Annotated in this window: 16 protein-coding genes and 2 pseudogenes; 9 read left to right on the forward strand and 9 right to left on the reverse strand. The window is 60.6% G+C overall.

Annotation, left to right across the window (positions count from 1 at the left end):
- Nucleotides 1-240: 240 nt before the first annotated feature.
- Entirely contained in the window at nt 241-1,398 is a 1,158-nt protein-coding gene (ampC, locus tag G9X68_RS20150; RefSeq protein WP_171603941.1) for a class C beta-lactamase, read from the forward strand.
- A 123-nt stretch (nt 1,399-1,521) separates the two neighbouring features.
- Here ampC and G9X68_RS20155 read toward each other — a convergent pair whose 3' ends face one another.
- Both G9X68_RS20155 and G9X68_RS20160 read right to left on the reverse strand, forming a co-directional pair.
- Nucleotides 1,522-2,298, reverse strand: a complete 777-nt coding sequence (locus G9X68_RS20155) for a DUF1194 domain-containing protein (protein WP_171603942.1) — start codon at nt 2,296-2,298, stop codon at nt 1,522-1,524.
- A gap of 253 nt (nt 2,299-2,551) precedes the next feature.
- Nucleotides 2,552-3,454, reverse strand: a complete 903-nt coding sequence (locus G9X68_RS20160; protein WP_171603943.1) for a LysR family transcriptional regulator — start codon at nt 3,452-3,454, stop codon at nt 2,552-2,554.
- Nucleotides 3,455-3,641: 187 nt separating this feature from the next.
- Between G9X68_RS20160 and G9X68_RS20165 the strand changes: the two genes are divergently transcribed.
- Together G9X68_RS20165 and G9X68_RS20170 are read left to right on the forward strand one after the other, a co-directional pair.
- Nucleotides 3,642-4,367, forward strand: a complete 726-nt coding sequence (locus G9X68_RS20165; RefSeq protein WP_171603944.1) for an SDR family NAD(P)-dependent oxidoreductase — start codon at nt 3,642-3,644, stop codon at nt 4,365-4,367.
- Nucleotides 4,361-4,849, forward strand: a complete 489-nt coding sequence (locus G9X68_RS20170) for a RidA family protein (RefSeq protein WP_171603945.1) — start codon at nt 4,361-4,363, stop codon at nt 4,847-4,849. The genes G9X68_RS20165 and G9X68_RS20170 overlap by 7 nt, the downstream gene beginning before the upstream one ends.
- Nucleotides 4,850-4,929: 80 nt before the next feature.
- On the opposite strand, the gene G9X68_RS20175 is transcribed toward G9X68_RS20170, so the two are convergent.
- Nucleotides 4,930-5,469: a Pycsar system effector family protein gene (locus tag G9X68_RS20175; protein ID WP_168312892.1), complete on the reverse strand. Its 540-nt coding sequence runs from the start codon at nt 5,467-5,469 to the stop codon at nt 4,930-4,932.
- Between the two features lie 129 nt (nt 5,470-5,598).
- On the opposite strand from G9X68_RS20175, the gene G9X68_RS20180 reads away from it, so the two are divergent.
- Both G9X68_RS20180 and G9X68_RS20185 read left to right on the forward strand, forming a co-directional pair.
- Nucleotides 5,599-9,357, forward strand: coding sequence for a FecR domain-containing protein (locus tag G9X68_RS20180; protein ID WP_171603946.1), 3,759 nt, complete (start codon nt 5,599-5,601; stop codon nt 9,355-9,357).
- Nucleotides 9,357-11,327, forward strand: coding sequence for a CHASE2 domain-containing protein (locus G9X68_RS20185; RefSeq protein ID WP_171603947.1), 1,971 nt, complete (start codon nt 9,357-9,359; stop codon nt 11,325-11,327). The genes G9X68_RS20180 and G9X68_RS20185 overlap by 1 nt, the downstream gene beginning before the upstream one ends.
- Nucleotides 11,328-11,382: 55 nt before the next feature.
- On the opposite strand, the gene G9X68_RS20190 is transcribed toward G9X68_RS20185, so the two are convergent.
- On the reverse strand, nt 11,383-12,273 hold the full coding sequence (locus tag G9X68_RS20190; RefSeq protein WP_171603948.1) for a LysR substrate-binding domain-containing protein: 891 nt from the start codon (nt 12,271-12,273) through the stop codon (nt 11,383-11,385).
- 171 nt (nt 12,274-12,444) lie between these two features.
- On the opposite strand from G9X68_RS20190, the gene G9X68_RS20195 reads away from it, so the two are divergent.
- Nucleotides 12,445-13,341, forward strand: a complete 897-nt coding sequence (locus tag G9X68_RS20195; RefSeq protein ID WP_171603949.1) for a DMT family transporter — start codon at nt 12,445-12,447, stop codon at nt 13,339-13,341.
- A gap of 31 nt (nt 13,342-13,372) precedes the next feature.
- Here G9X68_RS20195 and G9X68_RS20200 read toward each other — a convergent pair whose 3' ends face one another.
- Together G9X68_RS20200 and G9X68_RS20205 are read right to left on the reverse strand one after the other, a co-directional pair.
- Nucleotides 13,373-13,909 (reverse strand): GNAT family N-acetyltransferase, encoded by a 537-nt coding sequence (locus tag G9X68_RS20200; protein WP_171603950.1) that lies wholly within the window; start codon nt 13,907-13,909, stop codon nt 13,373-13,375.
- A gap of 44 nt (nt 13,910-13,953) precedes the next feature.
- Nucleotides 13,954-14,706: a nucleotidyltransferase domain-containing protein gene (locus tag G9X68_RS20205; RefSeq protein ID WP_171603951.1), complete on the reverse strand. Its 753-nt coding sequence runs from the start codon at nt 14,704-14,706 to the stop codon at nt 13,954-13,956.
- A gap of 283 nt (nt 14,707-14,989) precedes the next feature.
- Between G9X68_RS20205 and G9X68_RS20210 the strand changes: the two genes are divergently transcribed.
- Together G9X68_RS20210 and G9X68_RS20215 are read left to right on the forward strand one after the other, a co-directional pair.
- Nucleotides 14,990-15,685, forward strand: a complete 696-nt coding sequence (locus G9X68_RS20210; RefSeq protein ID WP_171603952.1) for a fumarylacetoacetate hydrolase family protein — start codon at nt 14,990-14,992, stop codon at nt 15,683-15,685.
- A 10-nt stretch (nt 15,686-15,695) separates the two neighbouring features.
- A complete protein-coding gene (locus G9X68_RS20215) occupies nt 15,696-16,226 on the forward strand; it encodes a gamma carbonic anhydrase family protein (RefSeq protein ID WP_168312897.1) in 531 nt (176 codons plus the stop codon).
- A 40-nt stretch (nt 16,227-16,266) separates the two neighbouring features.
- Here the strand turns inward: G9X68_RS20215 and G9X68_RS20220 are convergent.
- Both G9X68_RS20220 and G9X68_RS20225 read right to left on the reverse strand, forming a co-directional pair.
- A pseudogene (locus tag G9X68_RS20220) lies at nt 16,267-16,969 on the reverse strand (methyltransferase family protein).
- 89 nt (nt 16,970-17,058) lie between these two features.
- Nucleotides 17,059-17,460: a hypothetical protein gene (locus G9X68_RS20225; protein WP_032992435.1), complete on the reverse strand. Its 402-nt coding sequence runs from the start codon at nt 17,458-17,460 to the stop codon at nt 17,059-17,061.
- Between the two features lie 434 nt (nt 17,461-17,894).
- Between G9X68_RS20225 and G9X68_RS20230 the strand changes: the two are divergent.
- Nucleotides 17,895-18,204, forward strand: a pseudogene (locus G9X68_RS20230) (hypothetical protein).
- Nucleotides 18,205-18,235: 31 nt separating this feature from the next.
- Here the strand turns inward: G9X68_RS20230 and G9X68_RS20235 are convergent.
- Complete coding sequence (locus G9X68_RS20235) at nt 18,236-18,634, reverse strand: ester cyclase (RefSeq protein WP_171603953.1); 399 nt, start codon at nt 18,632-18,634, stop codon at nt 18,236-18,238.
- Nucleotides 18,635-18,743 lie beyond the last annotated feature (109 nt).

The raw sequence follows: 18,743 nt of genomic DNA on the forward strand, positions 1-18,743 counted from the left end.
GGGCCGCCTGCTCGACCGGCCGGCTTGGCCGTAGAGCCGGGCTACGACACGCGCCGGCCGGTCGACCATCCGACTCCGTTTGAGCCAACAGAATGCTTCAATCTAACCCGGAAAGGCTCTAGCCCTAGATTTTCTTGGATCTCCTCCGAGATATCGTCGTTTGCTGCCGTAGAACAATGCCATTAAATGCCGTCCTCATGCGCCTTTGCGCTGATGAAGCTGCTTTTAGAGGATGAAGAAATGAAGCGTGATTGGATAGGAATTCTATCGGCCGCATTGGTCTCGACATGCATTTCCACAAGTGGCTTTGCGGCTGACGAGCTGAAACTAAAAGCCATCTCGGACACCGCAATAAAACCAATCATGGATAAATACGGCATTCCGGGCATGGCCGTTGCCATCACCGCTGACGGACAGAACCACATCTTCAACTACGGCGTCGAGTCGAAGGACACTGACAGGCCCGTCACCCCGGCGACCATGTTCGAACTGGGATCGATCAGCAAAACCTTTACAGTCACCCTCACCTCTTACGCGGACGTGACCGGCCGACTTTCGCTGTCGGACAAGGCAAGCAAATACCTTCCGTCGATGAAGGGAAAGCCCTTCGGCGATGTCGTGCTGAAGGATTTGGGCACGCACACTGCTGGCGGATTTCCGCTGCAAGTTCCCGATGAAGTCAAAACCGAAAAGCAGCTGATGGAGTATCTCGCGACCTGGAAACCATCATATGCCGCCGGAACGCACCGAACATACGCCAATCCAAGCATCGGCGCGCTCGGATATATAACGGCAAAAAGCATGGGCAAAGATTTCGCAGCTCTTATGGAAGACCAATTGTTTCCCTCCCTTGGATTGAAAAGCACGTTTATTGATGTGCCGAAATCGCGGATGGTCGACTATGCCCAAGGCTACAAGCGAACCGGTGAGCCGGCTCGGATGACACCTGCCATTCTTTCGTCCGAGGCCTATGGGGTGAAATCCACAGCAAGCGACATGATCCGGTTCATCGACGCGAACATGGGTCTGGTCGAGCTGGACGATAAGCTGCAGCAGGCGATCACGAATACGCACAAGGGATACGTCGATGTCGGCGCGATGACCCAAGACCTTATTTGGGAACAGTATTCCTATCCCGCGACGTTGACGACGTTGATGGACAACAATTCCGGCGCCATGCTCAAGACCATATCCGCCAAGCAACTGACGCCGGCGATGGAACCGCGCGACGATGTGTGGGTCAATAAAACCGGTTCCACGAATGGTTTCGGCGCATATGTCGCATTCATCCCGAAAGAGCGGCTCGGCATCGTCATTCTGGCCAACAAAAACTATCCCAACGAGGACCGCGTCTCTGCCGCTTACCAGATACTGACTGATATAAGTTCGGCGCGTTGACCCGGTAGAGCATGATGCCGAAAAGTGTGCGCGGTTTTCGGACGACCTCATGCTCTAACTATGTAATTCAGGACAAGATTGAGATTTTAGGCCGACCCGGCCTAAAATCATCCTGTTCTGGCATCAACGGTCGAAGATGTCCCGCCATTGCTTCTCACCGATCAGGCAGTCGGTACCCGTCTCGGCGCCGGCTGTTTTCTGCACCGTCGCCGGCGGGGAAATGCCGCTGATCTCCAGCACCAGCTTGCGGCGCACGGCGACGGCGAAATCCTCGATCTTGCGCACCGGCAGCACGAAGGCGCCGGGACCGCCGATCACGCAATCGGCGTAATATTTGTCGAGCCCGTCAGGCGCATCGGAAGGCCGCAGCATGATGGCGAGGCCGTTGATGATCATGCCAGCTTCCACCGCCCTGTCGCGGGCGGGCGTCACGGGATTGCCGGAATTGTTCGGGCCATCGCCGGAAACATCGATCACCTCGCGCCGGCCCTGAAAGGGGCTGGCGATGATCATGCTGGTGCCCTGGGCGATCGCGGTGGAGATCGAGGTGCGTCGCTGCGTTGCGATCGGCCGAGCTTCAAGCTTGTCGGCAAAAGCAATCGCATCCTCTTCCGTCTCGATCACCTGCCAGTCGATGACGGAATCCTGGACGACATAGCCTGCCCATTCGAAATAGCTGATGGCGATGCGCCCGGTCAGCCCGCCCTTCACCGCGTCGATGAATTCCTTGTGCTTGAGCGCTTCGACATAACCCTCGCGCTGGATGCCGATCTCCTCGAAGTCCATCGACCGCGAGGTGTCGACGGCAAGCACCAGCGTCACGTCGACCTCGTTTGCGCCGGCTCCGGCGGCCGGAACGACGGCAGAAAGACCCATGAGCACCGCAAGCGTCGTCAGCATCGGCAAATCCCCGCGCCATCCAAGCCTGCGAACTCTAGCACAGCTTGACCAACGCAGGACGTCACGCCACCCGCGCAGCTTCAATTTTCGGTGATGGCTTGGCTCAGGCGACTTGAAGGGCAACCGCGGCACCCTTCAACGCCTCTCATCCTGCGGCGCGTAGCCCGCAAGCGAAGCCTCGAAGGACACGTCCCAACGCTGCTTTTTGCATCCATCTGACGCCGGCTCTCTTGGTGGCGCAGAGCCGGTGTTCTCAGTGTAAGGGAAGCCACAGGGGACTTTTCCATGCCTTCAGCGCGTCGAGAAAGACCTGCAGGCGCAGGGGCAGGAAGCGGCGGGTGGGATAGACGGTATGGACGAAAATTTCCTCGGACGACCAGTCCGGCAGCAGGCGGATGAGTTCGCCTTTTCTGATCTGCTCGTCGCAATAGGTCGAGGGCAACAATCCGATCCCGTGTCCGCGATAAGTGAAAGCGCTGACCGCGTCGAAATCCCGGCTCGATATTGACCCGGAGACATGCACGCCGACCGATTTGCGGCCGCTGACGAGATGCCATTCCGCCTCGCCGTTGCGGCCGTTCAAGAGTACGCAGTGATGGTCCCTCAAGTCTTCCGGCTTTGAGGGAAGCGCCCTGCCCTTCAGATAGTCCGGCGCGGCAACCAGATAACGCACGCTCTTTCCGAGCCTCTGCGCGACGATGGAGGAATCCTTGAGTTCGCCGAAGCGGATGGCGAGATCGACATTCTCGGCGATCAGATCGAGAAACAGGTTGGTGACGAAGAGATCGACCTGGATATTGGGATAGGTCTTCAGGAAGGATGAGATGAATTCGTAGAAGACCTCCTGCCCGAAGATGACAGGCACCGAGATCTTCAGCAGACCTTCCGGTTTTCTCTGTGTCTCGGTGAGCGCTTGCTCGGCGTCGAGGAGATGGGCGAGCGGTTCGCTGCACCTGTCGTAATAGGCCCGGCCCTGCGCGGTCAAGCTCAGCTTGCGGGTTGTCCGCTGCATGAGCGTCACGCCGAGCTGCTCCTCCAGCGACGTCACCTTCCGGCTGACGGTCGATACCGGCATGCCGAGGGAGCGGGCAGCACGGCTGAAGCTGCCATACTGCGCTACCTTCACGAAAACAGCGATGTCGTTCAGATCGGCCATGCATTGATTTTTGCATGGACGCAAAAGAGAATCCAGATATTTCCATCTAATCAGGTAATGGAGTTTTCGCCATATTCACCTTGCGAAACAACCACAACCCGATGGAGGCGCATTCGCAGCAGCCCCATCTCGAGCGACCTGGCCTTCGAAGGCCCAGGTTGCCCGAACCAGATCTATGGAGTTCAACATGACTACGAGAAAAACAGTCATCGTCACGGGCGCCTCCCAGGGTATCGGAGCCGGCCTCGTCAACGCCTTCATCCAGCGCGGCTATAATGTCGTCGCCACCTCGCGCCAGGTCAGTGCCTCAGATGCTTTTGAGGCCTCGGACAGGCTGGCGCTCGTCGATGGCGACATCGGCGATGCCGAGACCGCGGCGCGGGTGGCAAGGACCGCAATCGATCGCTTCGGCTCGATCGACGCGCTCGTCAACAATGCCGGCATTTTTCTAGCCAAGCCGTTCGTCGAGTTCACGATGGCCGACTTCCAGAAATTGTCCTCGACCAATCTCGAAGGCTTCATCCACCTGACCCAACAGGTCGTCAGGCAGATGCTGGCTCAGAAAACGGGCGGCAGCGTCGTCAGTATCACCACCCCCTTGACCGATCATCCGATCGCCGGTTTCTCCGCCTCAGTCTCAATGATGACAAAGGGTGGCATCAACGCCATCTCCAAGAACCTGGCGATGGAATATGCGGACAAGGCAATTCGCTTCAATATCGTCGCTCCCGGTGTGGTGGACACGCCATTGCACAAGGACAATCCGAAGGACTTCCTGAAGACACTGTCGCCGATGGCAGGCATTTCCAACGTCGAGGAGATCGCCGATGCGGTCGTCTTCCTCACCGAAGCGCCGCGTGTAACCGGGGAGGTGCTGCACGTCGACGGCGGCGCACATCTGGGCAAATGGTAGACCATCGGAAAGCGCAGGCAGCCGGCGCGGAACGGCGGCTGCAGGACCTCGGCATCGCCCTTCCCCCACCGCCGACGCCCTTGGGCGCGTATGTCGAGGCGGTCAGAACCGGCAAGCTGGTCTTCTTCAGCGGCATGCTGCCGGTCGTCGACCGCAAGCCCCGCTATATCGGCCGCGTCGGCGGCGCGCTGACGGCCGAAGACGGCAGGAAGGCCGCCGAGACAGCGACTCTTAGCGCCCTTGCGGCCGCCAGGGAATATCTCGGTTCGCTGGACAGGGTGGCGAAGGTCGTCAAGCTCGGCGTCTACATCGCCACCGAAGGCGATTTTCGCGACCACCCAAAGGTCGCCGACGGGGCATCCGAAATGCTGCTCCAGGTCTTCGGCGAAGACAAACTCTCCGGCCGAATCGTCCTCGGCGTGTCCAGCCTGCCGTTAGGCGTGCCGATCGAGCTCGAGCTCGTTCTCGAAATCGAAGATTGAACAGGCGGGCGCGCGTTGGCGCGCCCTGCATTCTTGGCCGCCTGCGCTTAGCGCATTCGCTGGCTTCGCCGCTTACTCCCTCACACCGCCACCAGCAACAGCACATAGGCAATCACGCTCACCATCAGTCCCCGGAACGCAAAGGTGACGCAGCGATATTTGCTGCGGGCGATGGCGGAAAGGGTGTTGGCGTTTTCGAGGTACTGATCGAAGAGGTAGCGCTCGTCGCGGCGAAGGGCGGCCTCGAAGAACATGTCGCGATGATCGGGCCATGCGCCCCAAAAGAGCGAGGTGGAAGTGCCGAAACGCCGCGGCAGCACGACGAGGATGGCCGACAGGATGGAGAAGACCGAGGCTGCGGCAAGCAGGCCGGAGAACAGCATGCTGCCCGGGGTGCCGCCGGTATACCGCGCCAGGCTGAAGACTGCCCTCACCTCGCTGGAACTCACCAGAAAGGCGAGCATGAAAGTAAAGATATAGGCAGCCTTCTGGTCCGATATCTTGATCTGATCATAAAATATGTCGTTGATTTTCTTGATATGATCGAAGTACTCGGCACCGATATCGCCGCTTGAGGGCTTGCTCAGCATAACCTCGGTCGCATTTTCGAATTCGCTCACGTGAATACTCCACCCCTAAAGTGTATCCCTGATAGTACACTTTGGAACGAAAGCAAGAACACGTGTGCAACATGCTTGACTTTTCCACTCTACACGGACAAAGGGGAAGCGGGGTATGGGGTCGAGGACATGCGGGGTTATTCAAGTAACATCTGTCGCATCGGGATGGTGCTGGCGTTTGCGGTGCCCGGTTTCGGGCTGCCGGCAATGGCCGATCCCGTGCCGCGCTCTACGCCGGTCGCCGGCTCTGTCATTTCACGCAAGATCGGCGAGGAAGTCCGCTTCATCGACGTGTCGAACTGGCGTGTCGTCGACATCAATCAGGATCTCCTGACAGGCGACGTGCTGCGCACCAATGCCAACGGCCAGCTCGCCATCGTCTTTTCCGACCACACTCAGGTCCGCCTCGGCAGGAATTCCTCGCTGCAGGTGAAGAAGATGGCGGCCGGCGGCGATACCGTGCTCAATCTCCAATCCGGCACCATCTGGGCACGCGCCGAGCGTGGCGGCCAGGGCCTGACAGTGGAAACACCGGCCGCCGCCGCCGCTATCCGCGGCACCGACTGGACCATGACGGTCGAGGGCAACAAGACTTCGATGATTGTGCTCGAAGGCCGCGTGGCGCTCAGCAATCCGCAGGGCAGCGTCGAGGTGAACGAGGGCGAAGGGGCGGTCGCCACCATCGGCCAGGCACCGACCAAGATCATCAGCGTCAATCCCGATGACCGCGAACAGATGCTCTTCTATCTGGACCTGCGAGACGGCTTCGACCTGATGCCGACGTCGCCGCTGCGGGCCGACCGCATGGCGACGGAGCGCCGCCGCCTGTTGGCGTTGCCGCCGGAGCGCCGCACCACCGAAGATTGGCTGGAACTTGCCGAAGTGCAAAGCGCCTTCGACGGACGCCAGGCCGCAGCCGCAACGCTGAAGAAAGTCCGCGACCGCAAACTGACGACAGCCCAGCAGGCGCGCGTCGATCTGATCGACGCCACTATCGCCGGCTCGGAAAAGCGTTATGGCGATGCCGCCAGGCTCTTCCAGAAGGCCTTGCCGCATCTCGACCCGACACGCCGCAACATGGCGCAATTCGGCGGCTATTTCGCTCGTTCGCTCGCCGACTCCGCCCATGCCGAACAGCCGCCGGCCAACACCACCGGCCCCTATGGCGCGATCATGGAGGCCTATACGACGGGCTTCCTGAAGAACCCGCGCGCGGCGATCGAGATCATCAAGAAAGCGGAACAGCGCTATCCCGACGATCCGACCCTGCCGGCGATCCGCGCCCAGCTGGCCGAGCTCACCGATGACCGCGAGCAGATGAAAGAAGCAATAGAGCGCTCGCTGTCGCTCGACCCCGATCATCCGATGGCGCTGTCGGCCCGCGCTGGCTACCGTGCGACCTATGAAAGCGACATCAACGGCGCGCTCGCGGACCTGAACCGCGCCATCGCGCTTGCCCCCGGGGCATCGGGCACGCTGAATTCCCTCGGCCTGCTGCAAAGTTCTCGCGATGCCAATGGCGAAGCGGAAAAGGCCTTCAAGAAGGCGATCGAGCTCGATCCGCAAGATCCGCTGCTGCGCGCAAACCTGGCCATCCTCTATCTCGACCAGGGGCGGATGAAGGAAGCCAAGCGCGAGATCGACACGGCGATCGCCCTCGATCCATCATTCGATCTCGCCTTGCTCGCCCGCGGCCGCTACTATCTGCAAACCGGCGAGCGCGAAAAGGCGCTGCAGGACCTGCTGGCCGCCAGCACCGCCAATCCCGGGCACTCGCAGTCGCAGTTGATGCTCGCCGCCGCTCACTATGAAAAGGGCGACCGCATTCCATCCCAGCAGGCGCTCGACAATGCCGACCGGCTCGATGACAACGATCCGGCTATCTCATCTTTCCGTACTGCGGTCGATATCGACGACTACGACGCCGACGGCGCGATCCACAACGCTCAGGAATATCTGCGCCGTTCGCGCGCTCGCGGCGGTGATTACAGCTCACTCGGCGCCAATGCGAGCGCCGGCTCGACGCTCAACAACGCCTTCCGCCTGCAGGGCCTGGATGCCTGGGGCCGCTATTACGGCGATGCCGTCTTCGATCCCTTCGAAGGCACCGGTTATATCGACCAGGCGATCAAGGGCAGTATCTTTCCTTTCGTCAACGCAACGAGCTTCAGCGACGACAATATCATTCAGTACCGCGGCAACGCGTCGAGCTACTCGTCCTTCATCCAGGGCCTGCTGCTCTCACCGCACATGCTCTCCGGCCGTTCGCGCTCGGCATCGCTGTTCGACGTGCCCTTCATCGAAGGCTCGCTCGGCGGCGGCATCAACAGCGTCGACGGCCATACGAGACGCATCGGCGAAGCCGATATCCAGGGCTATTCGAACGAGACCATTCCGATCAGCTTCTATGGCAACCTGACCTGGGAAGAGCTGGCGCTCGACCGCGACTATCGGGATTTCGGCGGTGTCCAGACGGATAACAAGCTGCTGAGCGCCAACGGTTATCTGACGGCAACAGTCACGCCTGATGATCGCGTCGTAGCCTTCGTCAACCACGGCAAGAATGATGGAGCGCTGAGCGCTCAGACGCAGGGCACGACACTGACGGACCTGTTCAATTTGGCAGGCTTTCCGATCAGGACGACGATATTGCCGGAATATGTCGGCCGCGATGTTGACAACGAAATAACCAATGCTGGCATCGGTTGGAGCCACACTTTTGCCTACGAAAACATATTGAACGGTGCAGTCCTCTATTCGGAGAGCAAGTCGCGAACGGCAACTTCACTTCAAGTCGACGATGCCCCGATCTTACCCCTGCCCGACCCGGATATTATTCCTGTCCTGAGCGGGACCGAGGACACCTCCTCCAAAACCTACATCGGGGCTCTCAGCCATTCTATCGGCAACGGGCCGCTGACCTGGCGGTACGGTATCGAAGGCGGCTGGATCGATGTAAGCTCGACCACCTCCTCCCGCCTTTTTGAACTCGTTCCTCGCGTCCCGCTCATCCCGGAAATCATCGAGGGTCCGACCACCACCAGCAACACTGTCAATATCGGCCGCGCCTATGTCGATGTGCTGCATGAGATAACGCCGGACCTCAAGGGCGAATATGCCTTGTTCGCCACGCGCCTGGAGGGCGACGGCATCGATATCAGCCGGCTGGAGCCGCGCTTCGGCCTCGCCTGGGCGCCGGTTCAAAACCACTGGCTGCGTGCCGCCTTCATGCGTCAAAGCTTTGACAGCACCGTCCCGACTCTTGCCCCGATCGGCATACTCGGACTCCAGGCCAACCAGTTTTCCGCCAATCCGCGAGGCTATACGGATACGGTCGCCCTGCAGTGGGATGCCGAATGGACCGACCGCTTCTTCACTTCGGTCGAGTATCAGCATCAGGAGTTGCACGATTTCTCGGTCAATATGCCGCTGATCTCGCTTCCTTCCGATACCAGCCTGCCGATCTCGCGCGGCAGCATCGATCGTGCTGCCGTCACTGCCAACGTCGCGCTCGGCCATGGTTTCGGTCTTTCGGCCACCTACGCCTATATGGATTCGGAAAACAGGGATCCGCTTGAGCCGATCTACGGCGGCCCCCTTCCCTTCATACCGCAGAATTCAGGGCAGATTGCGCTGACCTGGGTCAACGAAGCCAAGGTCAAGGCGACGGTGGCCGCCAATTACATCGGCGAGCGTGACGGCGATCGGTTCGGCACGAAACTGGACGATTACTGGAGCCTCGACGCCCATCTGGTCTGGGAACCGTTCGACAAGCGCGTCGAGCTGGAGGCGGCCGCCTATAACCTGCTCGACGAGGACTTCGAGATCACCCCCGGTGTGCCCGGCTGGGGCCGCGCCTTCAAGGGCACACTCAAAGTCCGTTTCTGATGCGGGTGCGGGACAAGTCTCGGCAGGCCAGGCAGATCAGGAGCCGCCATCTCAGGCTCCTAGTGCTGTCGCTGACGACGCTGATCGCCATCTCGCTGCTGTCGCGCCTGCCCGCCTGGTCACTTCTGGAGCTCCGAAGCTTCGACTATCTTTCGACCGTCGACGATCCCCGTCCGCCACCCGGCGGACCCGTCATCGTCGCGATCGACGAACCCTCGCTTGCCGATATCAACGCGCAATGGCCCTGGCCGCGCAGCCTGCATGCCGAGCTCATCAGCCAGCTGCGCGCCGCCGGCGCCCGCGTCATCGGCCTCGACATCATCATGGCCGAGCCCTCGAACCCCGATAATGACGCGGCGATCGCCAGGGCCGTCGGCCCGGATGTCGTCCTGGCCGGCGACGAGACGTTGATCGAGACGCCGCAAGCCTCGCAACTCATCCGTGCGACACCGCTGCCGCAGCTGACCGAGGCAGGTGCCGTGACTGGCATCGCCTCCGTCGAACTCAGCGGCGACGGCACCTTCCGGCGCATTCCGGGCTATGAGGACGGCTTTGCCGCCATGCTGGCCAAGGTCGCCGGCGTGGCCCCCGAGACTCTGCCCGCCGGCCGGCTCATCCAGTCCTTCGGCCCGGCCCGCAGCTATCCCACCGTCTCCTACTACCAGGCGCTCGACCCGAAGAACCTGCTGCCGCCGGATTATTTCAAGAACCGTGTCGTGCTGGTCGGCCTCAGCCTGCAGAATGCGCCGGCGATCGACAAGGGTGGCGTCGATGCCTTTGCGACGCCCTACACCGTTCATACCGGCAAGCTCGTCTCCGGCGTCGAGATCCAGGCGACGATCTACGACAATATCCGCAGCGGCCTGTCGATCGCCGAAGCCCGGCTGCCGACGGTCGCTGCCTGCATCCTGATATCGGTGCTGCTGGCCGCCACCACCGTCTGGCGCTCGACGGGATGGCTGACGATCGTGACGAGCGCGGCGGCCCTCCTTGCCTTCGCCGCCGTCAGTGCCGCCGGTATGCGGCTAGCCCATATCTTCGTCTCGCCGCTTGGCCCGACGGTCGCCTATATCTCTGTCGTCTTCGGCCAGGCCGCCTTTGATTTTGCCGAGGAGCGCCGCAACAAGCGCCAAATCACCCGCGCCTTTGCCCAATATATCTCGCCCGATCTCGTCAAGCGCCTGTCGAGCGATCCCTCGCAACTGAAGCTCGGCGGCGAGCGGCGCACCCTCTCGGTGCTGTTCTCAGACGTACGTGGCTTCACCACCATCGCCGAAACGCTGAAGGACGATCCGGAGCAGCTGACCGGCCTGATCAACCGCTTGCTGACGCCGCTTTCCGACGTGGTGATGGATCATGGCGGGACGATCGACAAATATATGGGCGATTGCATCATGGCCTTCTGGAACGCGCCGCTCGACGATGCCGACCATGCCCTGCACGCCGTCAAAGCCTCGCTTGCCATGCAGGCGGCGATATCGAGTCTTAACCGCGAGCTGGAGCGAGAGGCGGCGATGCGCGGCGTCAGGCCGCATGTGTTGAAGATGGGCGTCGGCATCAACACCGGCGAATGCATCGTCGGCAATATGGGCTCGACCCGCCGCTTCGACTATTCCTGCCTCGGCGACAGCGTCAACCTCGCCTCGCGTCTTGAAGGCGCCTCGAAGAATTATGGCGTGGCGCTATTGCTCGGCGAGGAGACCGCAAGGCTGGTCACTGAGACCTACATCGTCGTCGAACTCGACCGCATCATCGTCAAGGGCCGCACCGTCCCCTCACCTGTCTATACCGTCGTGCACAAGGCCGAAGCCGAAGCCCTTGCCGCCCATCGGGCCTTGCTCGAGGCGAAATACGCCGGCACGCTTGCGCCATCCGACCCCGCCTTCGACAGGCTGGCCGTCGATATCCCCGAGCTTGCCGGCTATTACGCGATCATGCGGGATGCGTTGGCCGAGTCCAGTGAGGAATGACCATCATTTTCAGAGAGCGAATGCCACCGGCGGCTCTCCGTCCTAATGCGGCAAATCAGCTCGCCAAGGTCAGGCCGCCGTAACGACTGACTTCATTTTCGATTTCGGCGACCAGCGTATCGAGGGCAGGATTTCGCGCCTTACGGGCCCGACGCACCACATAGGCCAGGGCGGGAGGCGTGGGCAGGCGGTTGGTGATGATATCCATCGCGGGGCGCACGTGGCGCCCGTTCAGAAGCGCCACACCCAGGGCTGAGGTGACCGCCGAGACGATTCCCGCGGCGCTGGCGCATTCAAACACCGTCTCGAGAAGCGTGTCGTCATCCTGGCCGATATCGAGTGCCCATTGGCGATAGAAGCATTCGTCGTCGAAAGACAGGAATGGAATGGGACCACTCGGCGGCAGAGGCAAGTCAGTATGCTTCACCCAGTAGAGCTGCTCCCGGAAAAGGACGATATCGGTCGGGCGGACCTCATGGGCAAAGATCTGGACGATCGCAGCGTCGAGCTCTCCCCGCTCCAGCATCGCCCTGAGGACCAGACTCATTCTGACCTTGGTGCGCACCGCGACATCGGGATGGAGATGACGAAACCGGCCCAATATGCGGGCAAGGTCCGTGCAGGTCGTGTCCTCGGTCAGCCCCAGCGCGATGCGCCCTACGAGCGGCGTTTTCGTCAGGCTGAGAAGCGCTTCGTCATGAAGGCCAAGGATACGCTCGGCATAATCGAGCAAGTCCTCGCCGGCCGCGGTGAACATGGCCGTGCCTGATTTGCGGCTGAGCAAATCGCAATCAAGGCTGACCTCGAGCCGCTTGATCTTATGGCTGACGGCCGATTGCGACAGACCGAGCGCCTCGGCGGCACGGGTGACTCCACCGTGACGGCGAACGGACCACAGGACCCGCAACGCGTCTATTTCCAATCGTCGGCTGTTGAGTTCGGTCACGGAGGCGCCCTCTGCTCACTGTGTCACAAAACCTATGCATGGAGCTGGCCGGCCTGACAAGTCATCATCGATAAACCGATAGCTCTGTCATGTCGTGATCGAAATTTGTCATGTGTGATAGCGGTTTGCCTGATCTATGCCGGAGCAGATCGTTATCGAAATGAGTATGCCATGACAGATCAAACTATCGCTCGGCTCGAGCCGCGACGACACCCTCTCCTCTGGCCCGCGCTGGCGACGCTTCTGGTGATCAGCTGGAGCTCCGGTTTCGTCGGCATCCGCTACGCCAGCGAGGAGGCGAGCATCATCCTGGTCTTGTTCTGGCGCACCCTTCTGTCGGGACTGATACTGCTGCCCTTCGCGCTGACCATCGGGCCGAGGATGCATCTACGCAGTGTGCTGGGGCAAATGCTGTTCGGCGTGATGTCGGTCTTCCTCTATCTCGGTGGATTCGCTCTCGCCATCGAGCAGCGCGTGCCGACGGGGCTGGTCGCGTTGATTGCCGACCTCTTGCCGCTGGCGATTGCCTGCCTGTCGCAACCTCTCCTCGGCGAGCGGCTGACGCGGCGACAATGGCTGGGAACGGCGATTGCCGTGGCGGGCGTTCTGCTCGTTTCGCTCGAAAGCCTCAGCTTCGGCGAGGCCCCGCTCTGGGCTTATGGGCTGACGGCCGGCTCGATGCTGGTTTTCGCCCTCGCCTCCGTTCTCTATAGACGGCGACGCGAGGAGCATATGCCTGTCCATCAGAGCCTTTGTATCCAGACCCTGACCGGCTCGGCCTTGTTTTCGTTCTGCGCCGTCATGCAGGGCAACATGATCCCGCCGATGACCGTCGATTTCGCCATTGGCATGACATGGCTCGTGCTGATCGCAACCTTTACCGCCTATTCGGTCTATTACACCAGTCTTCGACTGTTCCCGGTGGCGCAGGTCAGCGCCGCGATCTACCTTAGCCCACCCGTCACCATGTTATGGGCCTGGGCCTTGTTTTCCGAGCCGTTGACGGCAACGATGTTCATCGGACTGGCAGTGACATTGGTGGGTGTCTGGATGACCTCGCGAGCGTGAAGCTTGTGCCGATGCGATTGGCGCTTGCCGCTTAAGTCCGGAAACTGCCGGTGGCGTACATGTTGGTCGGCGCTCCGTGCAACATCACCTCGCGCTCGAAGACGAAGCCACATTTTTCGAGAATGCGTCTTGAAGCGGCGTTGGCGGTGCGAACCAATCCGATCACCCGATCCGCCTGCAGATCATCAAAGGCAAATGTCAGGGACTCCCTGACCAATTCCGTGGCATAGCCATGCCCCCAGCTTTCAGGTTGCAAATGATATGAAAGGTTGAGGCCGTCGAATTCTTTGGAAACGGTCACACCGCCGAACCCCATCAGCACACCGTTTGACTCGACCGCCCAACGCCCGAACCCGTGATCTTTCCAATGCCCGATATCGCGCGCAAGTCGCGCTGCACTTTCCTCCGGCGAGTCTGGACGAGGCACCGGTCGGTGTGTGACCAATTCCGACCGCGAAAAAAGTCGGGTCAGGAAATCGGCATCCCCTTCCACAGGAGGCCTGAGGCGCAATCTGGCGGTGCGCCTCACGGCAGACTGCAAGGCACCTTTGAATTCGTTCTCAAGCATCTTCCGTCCAATTTTCAAAACGCGGCAACGTGACCGATACCAAATTATTCCAGGCGGCGCGCTTCCAGCGGCGCGTTCTGCCTGTATCCCTCGAAATAACGGCCGCCATGCAAGCCAAGCTCTCGGTCGGCCAAAGCCAGGAATCGGGTGCCGTTGCCCGCAGCCGCCAGTCTGAACGCCGCGTCGAACTCGGCTGCCAGTTGCGCATCGAGCTTCTTCATGAGGCGCGGCGCCCATTTTCCGCGGCCGGTCCATGCGCCGCATCCGAGCAGAATCAGGTCGGCCAGCTTCTGGTAGAGGAGCGCAGCAATGGCGGCGATCTCTTCGGGCGGGCGGGCACCGCGCAGATCATCGGCCAAATCGGTGATCTGGTAACGCAGCATGTCGTAGTCTGCCCCGGCAAGAGGTTTCGGTCCTGCCGCCAGCATACTTGCCGCCTTTGCCTGTATGACACCTGCGCTGTCGATATCCGATCCCACTATACAGCCCGTCGCTACCATGTTGGCCATAATGGGATAGCCGCTGTCTGCGTCCTGATGGAGATAATGCGCCAGCGTCTGCGGATCGTGGACGAAGGCCTCGACTGGAAAACCATCCGCGGTGAACGACTCCCGCCATGCTCTTTCGAGCGACGAGAACACGACGACCAGATCGATATCCGAAAAAGTGGTGCCTTCGCCCCGCATGATGGAGCCGGCGACATAGGCGAATGCGGCCCCGGGATAGCGGCTGGCGATGCAGTGGCGGGCGACGGCCAGCGCTCGCTCCGCAAGAACATGTTTCTGGATGTCGTCCACGATCTCGTCCTCGAATACGGGAGACGAGCGGTAACAAAAAACCCGCTCGTATCCGGCGGGTTGGTTTCAGCAGCAATGAACGGAATTCAGTTCACGCGTCTACCACCCACCGCGATGCGGTGGTCGTAGACGTCGTCGAAACTGCAAAAGTCCTGCTCATGGCGGTAACGCTACCGCTGGATAGTGATAGCGTCAATGCGCCGGCCAAGGAAGCTTCCCCGACGCGCCGATTTCCGTCTAAGATGACCCGCAAAGCAAGACTCGAAACAGGAAGAACCCGCCAATGCCCCATCCCGCCACCGTCATTCCGCGTCCAGCACCGGTACTGCTGCCGGTGGACGGCAGCGCCGAGCGTTTTCCGGTGCGCCGCGTCTATTGCGTCGGGCGCAACTATGCCGACCATGCGATCGAGATGGGCCATGATCCCAGTCGCGAGCCGCCCTTCTTCTTCCAGAAGAATGCCGACAACCTGCTGCCGGCGGGCAAGGCCTTTCCCTATCCGTCGCTGTCGAACGACGTGCATTACGAGGTCGAATGCGTGCTGGCGCTGAAATCGGGGGGCGCAAACATCGAGGCAGCGGACGCGCTCGACTGCGTCTACGGCTACGCCGTCGGCATCGATTTCACCCGCCGCGACCTCCAGGGCGAGGCAAAGAAGCTTGGCCGTCCCTGGGAGGTCGGCAAGGCCTTCGAACATTCCGCCCCTATCTCGCCGATCGTTCCGACAAGCCGCCTCGGCCACCCCGCTGGAGGCAAGATCTGGCTGGAACAGAACGGCAAGCGTGTGCAGGACGGCGATCTCAACCAGATGATCTGGAAGGTACCGGAGATCATCGCCGAACTGTCGAAGCTCTTCACTCTCGCACCCGGCGATATCATCATGACGGGCACGCCCGCCGGCGTCGGCGCGGTGGCCAGGGGCGATCGCATCAATTGCGGCATCGACGGCGTCGCCACCCTATCGGTCGAGGTCGTCTGAGGAGAGAGCAATGCCTGTCTACGCGCTTGGCGGATCGACGCCGAACCTGCCCGCCGCCGGCCTCTATTGGATCGCCCCGGATGCCAACATCATCGGCCAGATCGAACTCGGCGAGAATGTCGGCATCTGGTTCGGCGCCGTGCTGCGTGGCGATAACGAGCCGATCAGCGTCGGCGAAAGCACCAACATCCAGGAAGGCGTGATGGCCCATACGGACATGGGCTTCCCGCTGACGATCGGAAACGGCTGCACCATCGGTCATCACGCCATCCTTCACGGCTGCACCATCGGCGACAACACGCTGATCGGCATGGGCGCGACCATCCTCAATGGTGCGAAGATCGGCAACAACTGCCTCGTCGGCGCCAATGCGCTGGTTACGGAGGGCAAGGAATTCCCCGACAACTCCCTGATCGTCGGCGCACCTGCCCGCGCAGTGCGCGGGCTCGACGAGGCGGCAATCGAAGCCATCCGTCGCTCGGCAGAAAACTACGTCGCCAACTGGCAACGCTTCGCCAGGGATCTCAGGCAGATCGGGTGATTGGGTAACGCAGCGGCGGGTGGCGAAGCATCCACTCCGCTCACCACACGCCCGGAATCCACCGCCAGCGCACACGCGCCATATAGTCCGCATAGCCTCCGAGGCCCTTGCGCAGTTCGGCTTCCTCGCCGAGTGTGCGGCCGAAGAGGACGACGACGAGCAGGCCGGCGGAGCGCGTAGAGCGATCCAAGCGACAGCGCCATGCCGGCGCTGAGCACGATGGCGGTTGCGTATCCGGGATGGCGGATTACGGCGTAGGGTCCGGTGTCGATCACCTTGTGGTCGCGGTCGGTTTGAATGCGCACGGTCGGTTCGAAATGCCGGTTGACCGATTGCGCCCAGATCAGGCCGAGATAACCTGATGTCATCAGGAGATAGCCGATAAACACGACCCAATCGGGCTGCGGCGCCCAGTGGAACCGTCCGTCGTCGAATGCGTCGACCGGAAGAATGGCGGCAAAGAGAATGATCGTCAGCGTCGCCCCCACGGCGTCCCAGGATTTGGTACCCTTCTGGTATCGGCTACGCGCCGCAAACAGCTCCGGATTCGTCCGCCAGATCCAGATGATTGCGACAACGGTCAGCACAAGGAGCAGGTCGAGAAAAATCCAGCCGCGCGGCCAGTCGAGCGTGCCGGCGGGCCAAAAACAGCGCGGCAAACATGACGGCAATGGTGATGCGAGCGATCCAAGCGATGGCGCCGCGGCGAATGAGTGACCGGGCCGGATGTCCCGCTGCGTCATGATCGCTCTCCGTTCCATTACAGCGCCGCGCGTCCTTTTAGACGCGCAGAAGGGCGCTGCACATGGCGGATTTCATTGAAAAAATCGCCTTACTCGGCGGCTTCGAGAAATTGGCTGTTTCGTGAGGATGAGGCAAGAGCCTGAACCCTGGCTTCGGCCTTTGCGATCAGCTGATAGAATTCGTCCTGCGCTTCGACATCCAGCTGAATGACGGCATTGACGTCGTCGGGCGTATCGCAAACGCAGGCGACCGCAGAAATCGGACAGATACCGCCGGGATAGCGTCTTCCGGTGCCCGTATAGGCGCGACGTCCCCAACGCTCGGAATAGACCGTCTCTTCCCGCTCAAGCTGCAGGATCGTTCCCTTGCAGGCGGTTACGATAGCCGCCTTGCCGTAGGCGAACCAGTGATAGTTCAGCCTCCGGAGAATATATTTGCCGGTGATATCTTCGCCAGCCAGTTCGGCAGGGTTTTCAATCATTCTAATCATGACGGCTTCCTCAACGTTTAAACAATATCCGTCATGTCTTCGCGCGCAGCAAGTCAAAAAACGCTGCTTTTGGAGACACTTAGTCACAAAGTGTTTCCGATTCTTACATTAACCACGCGTCGAGCACCCCCTTGCGCACACAATTCTTCGTCGAATTTCCCGCAACCTGCTACCGATTTCGTCATTGTCCGAGGTGGCAGTCAGGTCAATGTCCCCTTGTGTTTTTCGGCGCGGGCTCGATATCTCTCCCTGATTGGCCCGAAGACTGCGCCGTTTTCATCCCGGAAAGCGGGCGGCCGGTTCGCCATGAGCATAATGCCGAAAACTGTAAACGGTTTTCGGATGACATCATGCTCTAACTCTTTAATTTAGAACAGGATTCAGGTTCTAGACCGATCCGGTCTAAAATCATCCTGTTCCACCAGGAGAATCTCATGGTCGATGCGATCAACCCCATCTCCGCCACCGCCGGGTCCGAGCCCACCAAGGTCGGCACCAGCACCTCGATCGGCAGCGAAGAAGGCCTTGGAGAAGGAGGCCGCAAACGGTCTCATCCCGCACGCGGATCTGATCGTTGAAAACGAGGAGCATCCGCAAAAGCGGCACGGGCATGCGGCATCGGACGACGGCGAAGAGGCCGGCGAACAGCCGGAACAGCCGGTCTTGTCAGGCGAAAGCGATCGGATCGGCACCCGCAATTTCGACGACGATACGCCCTTCGGCGAGCGTGTCGCCATTATCTGATCGAAACGCAGACCGGAAACCGTCGGCGGGGTCATTTCGAGCGCGCAAGCTGGGCTTCGATCGCCGCCTTATCGATGACCGACCAGACCTCGACGATCTTACCGCCGTGAAATTCATAGATGACGTTCTCGGTGAAGGAAAGGCGCCTGCCGTTCACATCGAGGCCGAGGAATTTTGCCTTCGGCCTGCAATCGAAGCCGAGCCGGCAGGCGATGTATGGCGGATCGCAAAGCAGCATCAGCACCTTGAAATAGAGATCGGGAATCTCATCGAAGTCCTGCTCGAGCATGGCGACGTAACCCGACAGCCCGAGCCGCCGGCCGTTATGAGCCGCATCGTCGCCGACGAACTGCCCGAGATTGGGCCAGTCCTGTCTGTTCAAGCAGGCGATGTAGCCGCGGTATATCTCCGCGAGTTCTGTTTTCGTCACGCGATCGCCCCTGGCTTGGATTCTCAGGTAAAGATAGCGGAATGCAATATCGTAAGAACTGGAAGACGCCGAAGAAAAGGCGGAACAACCAAATCGGCACCCACGACTT

Origin of the sequence: Rhizobium changzhiense (genome assembly GCF_013087625.1) — a bacterium.
Taxonomy (GTDB): Bacteria; Pseudomonadota; Alphaproteobacteria; order Rhizobiales; family Rhizobiaceae; genus Rhizobium; species Rhizobium sophorae.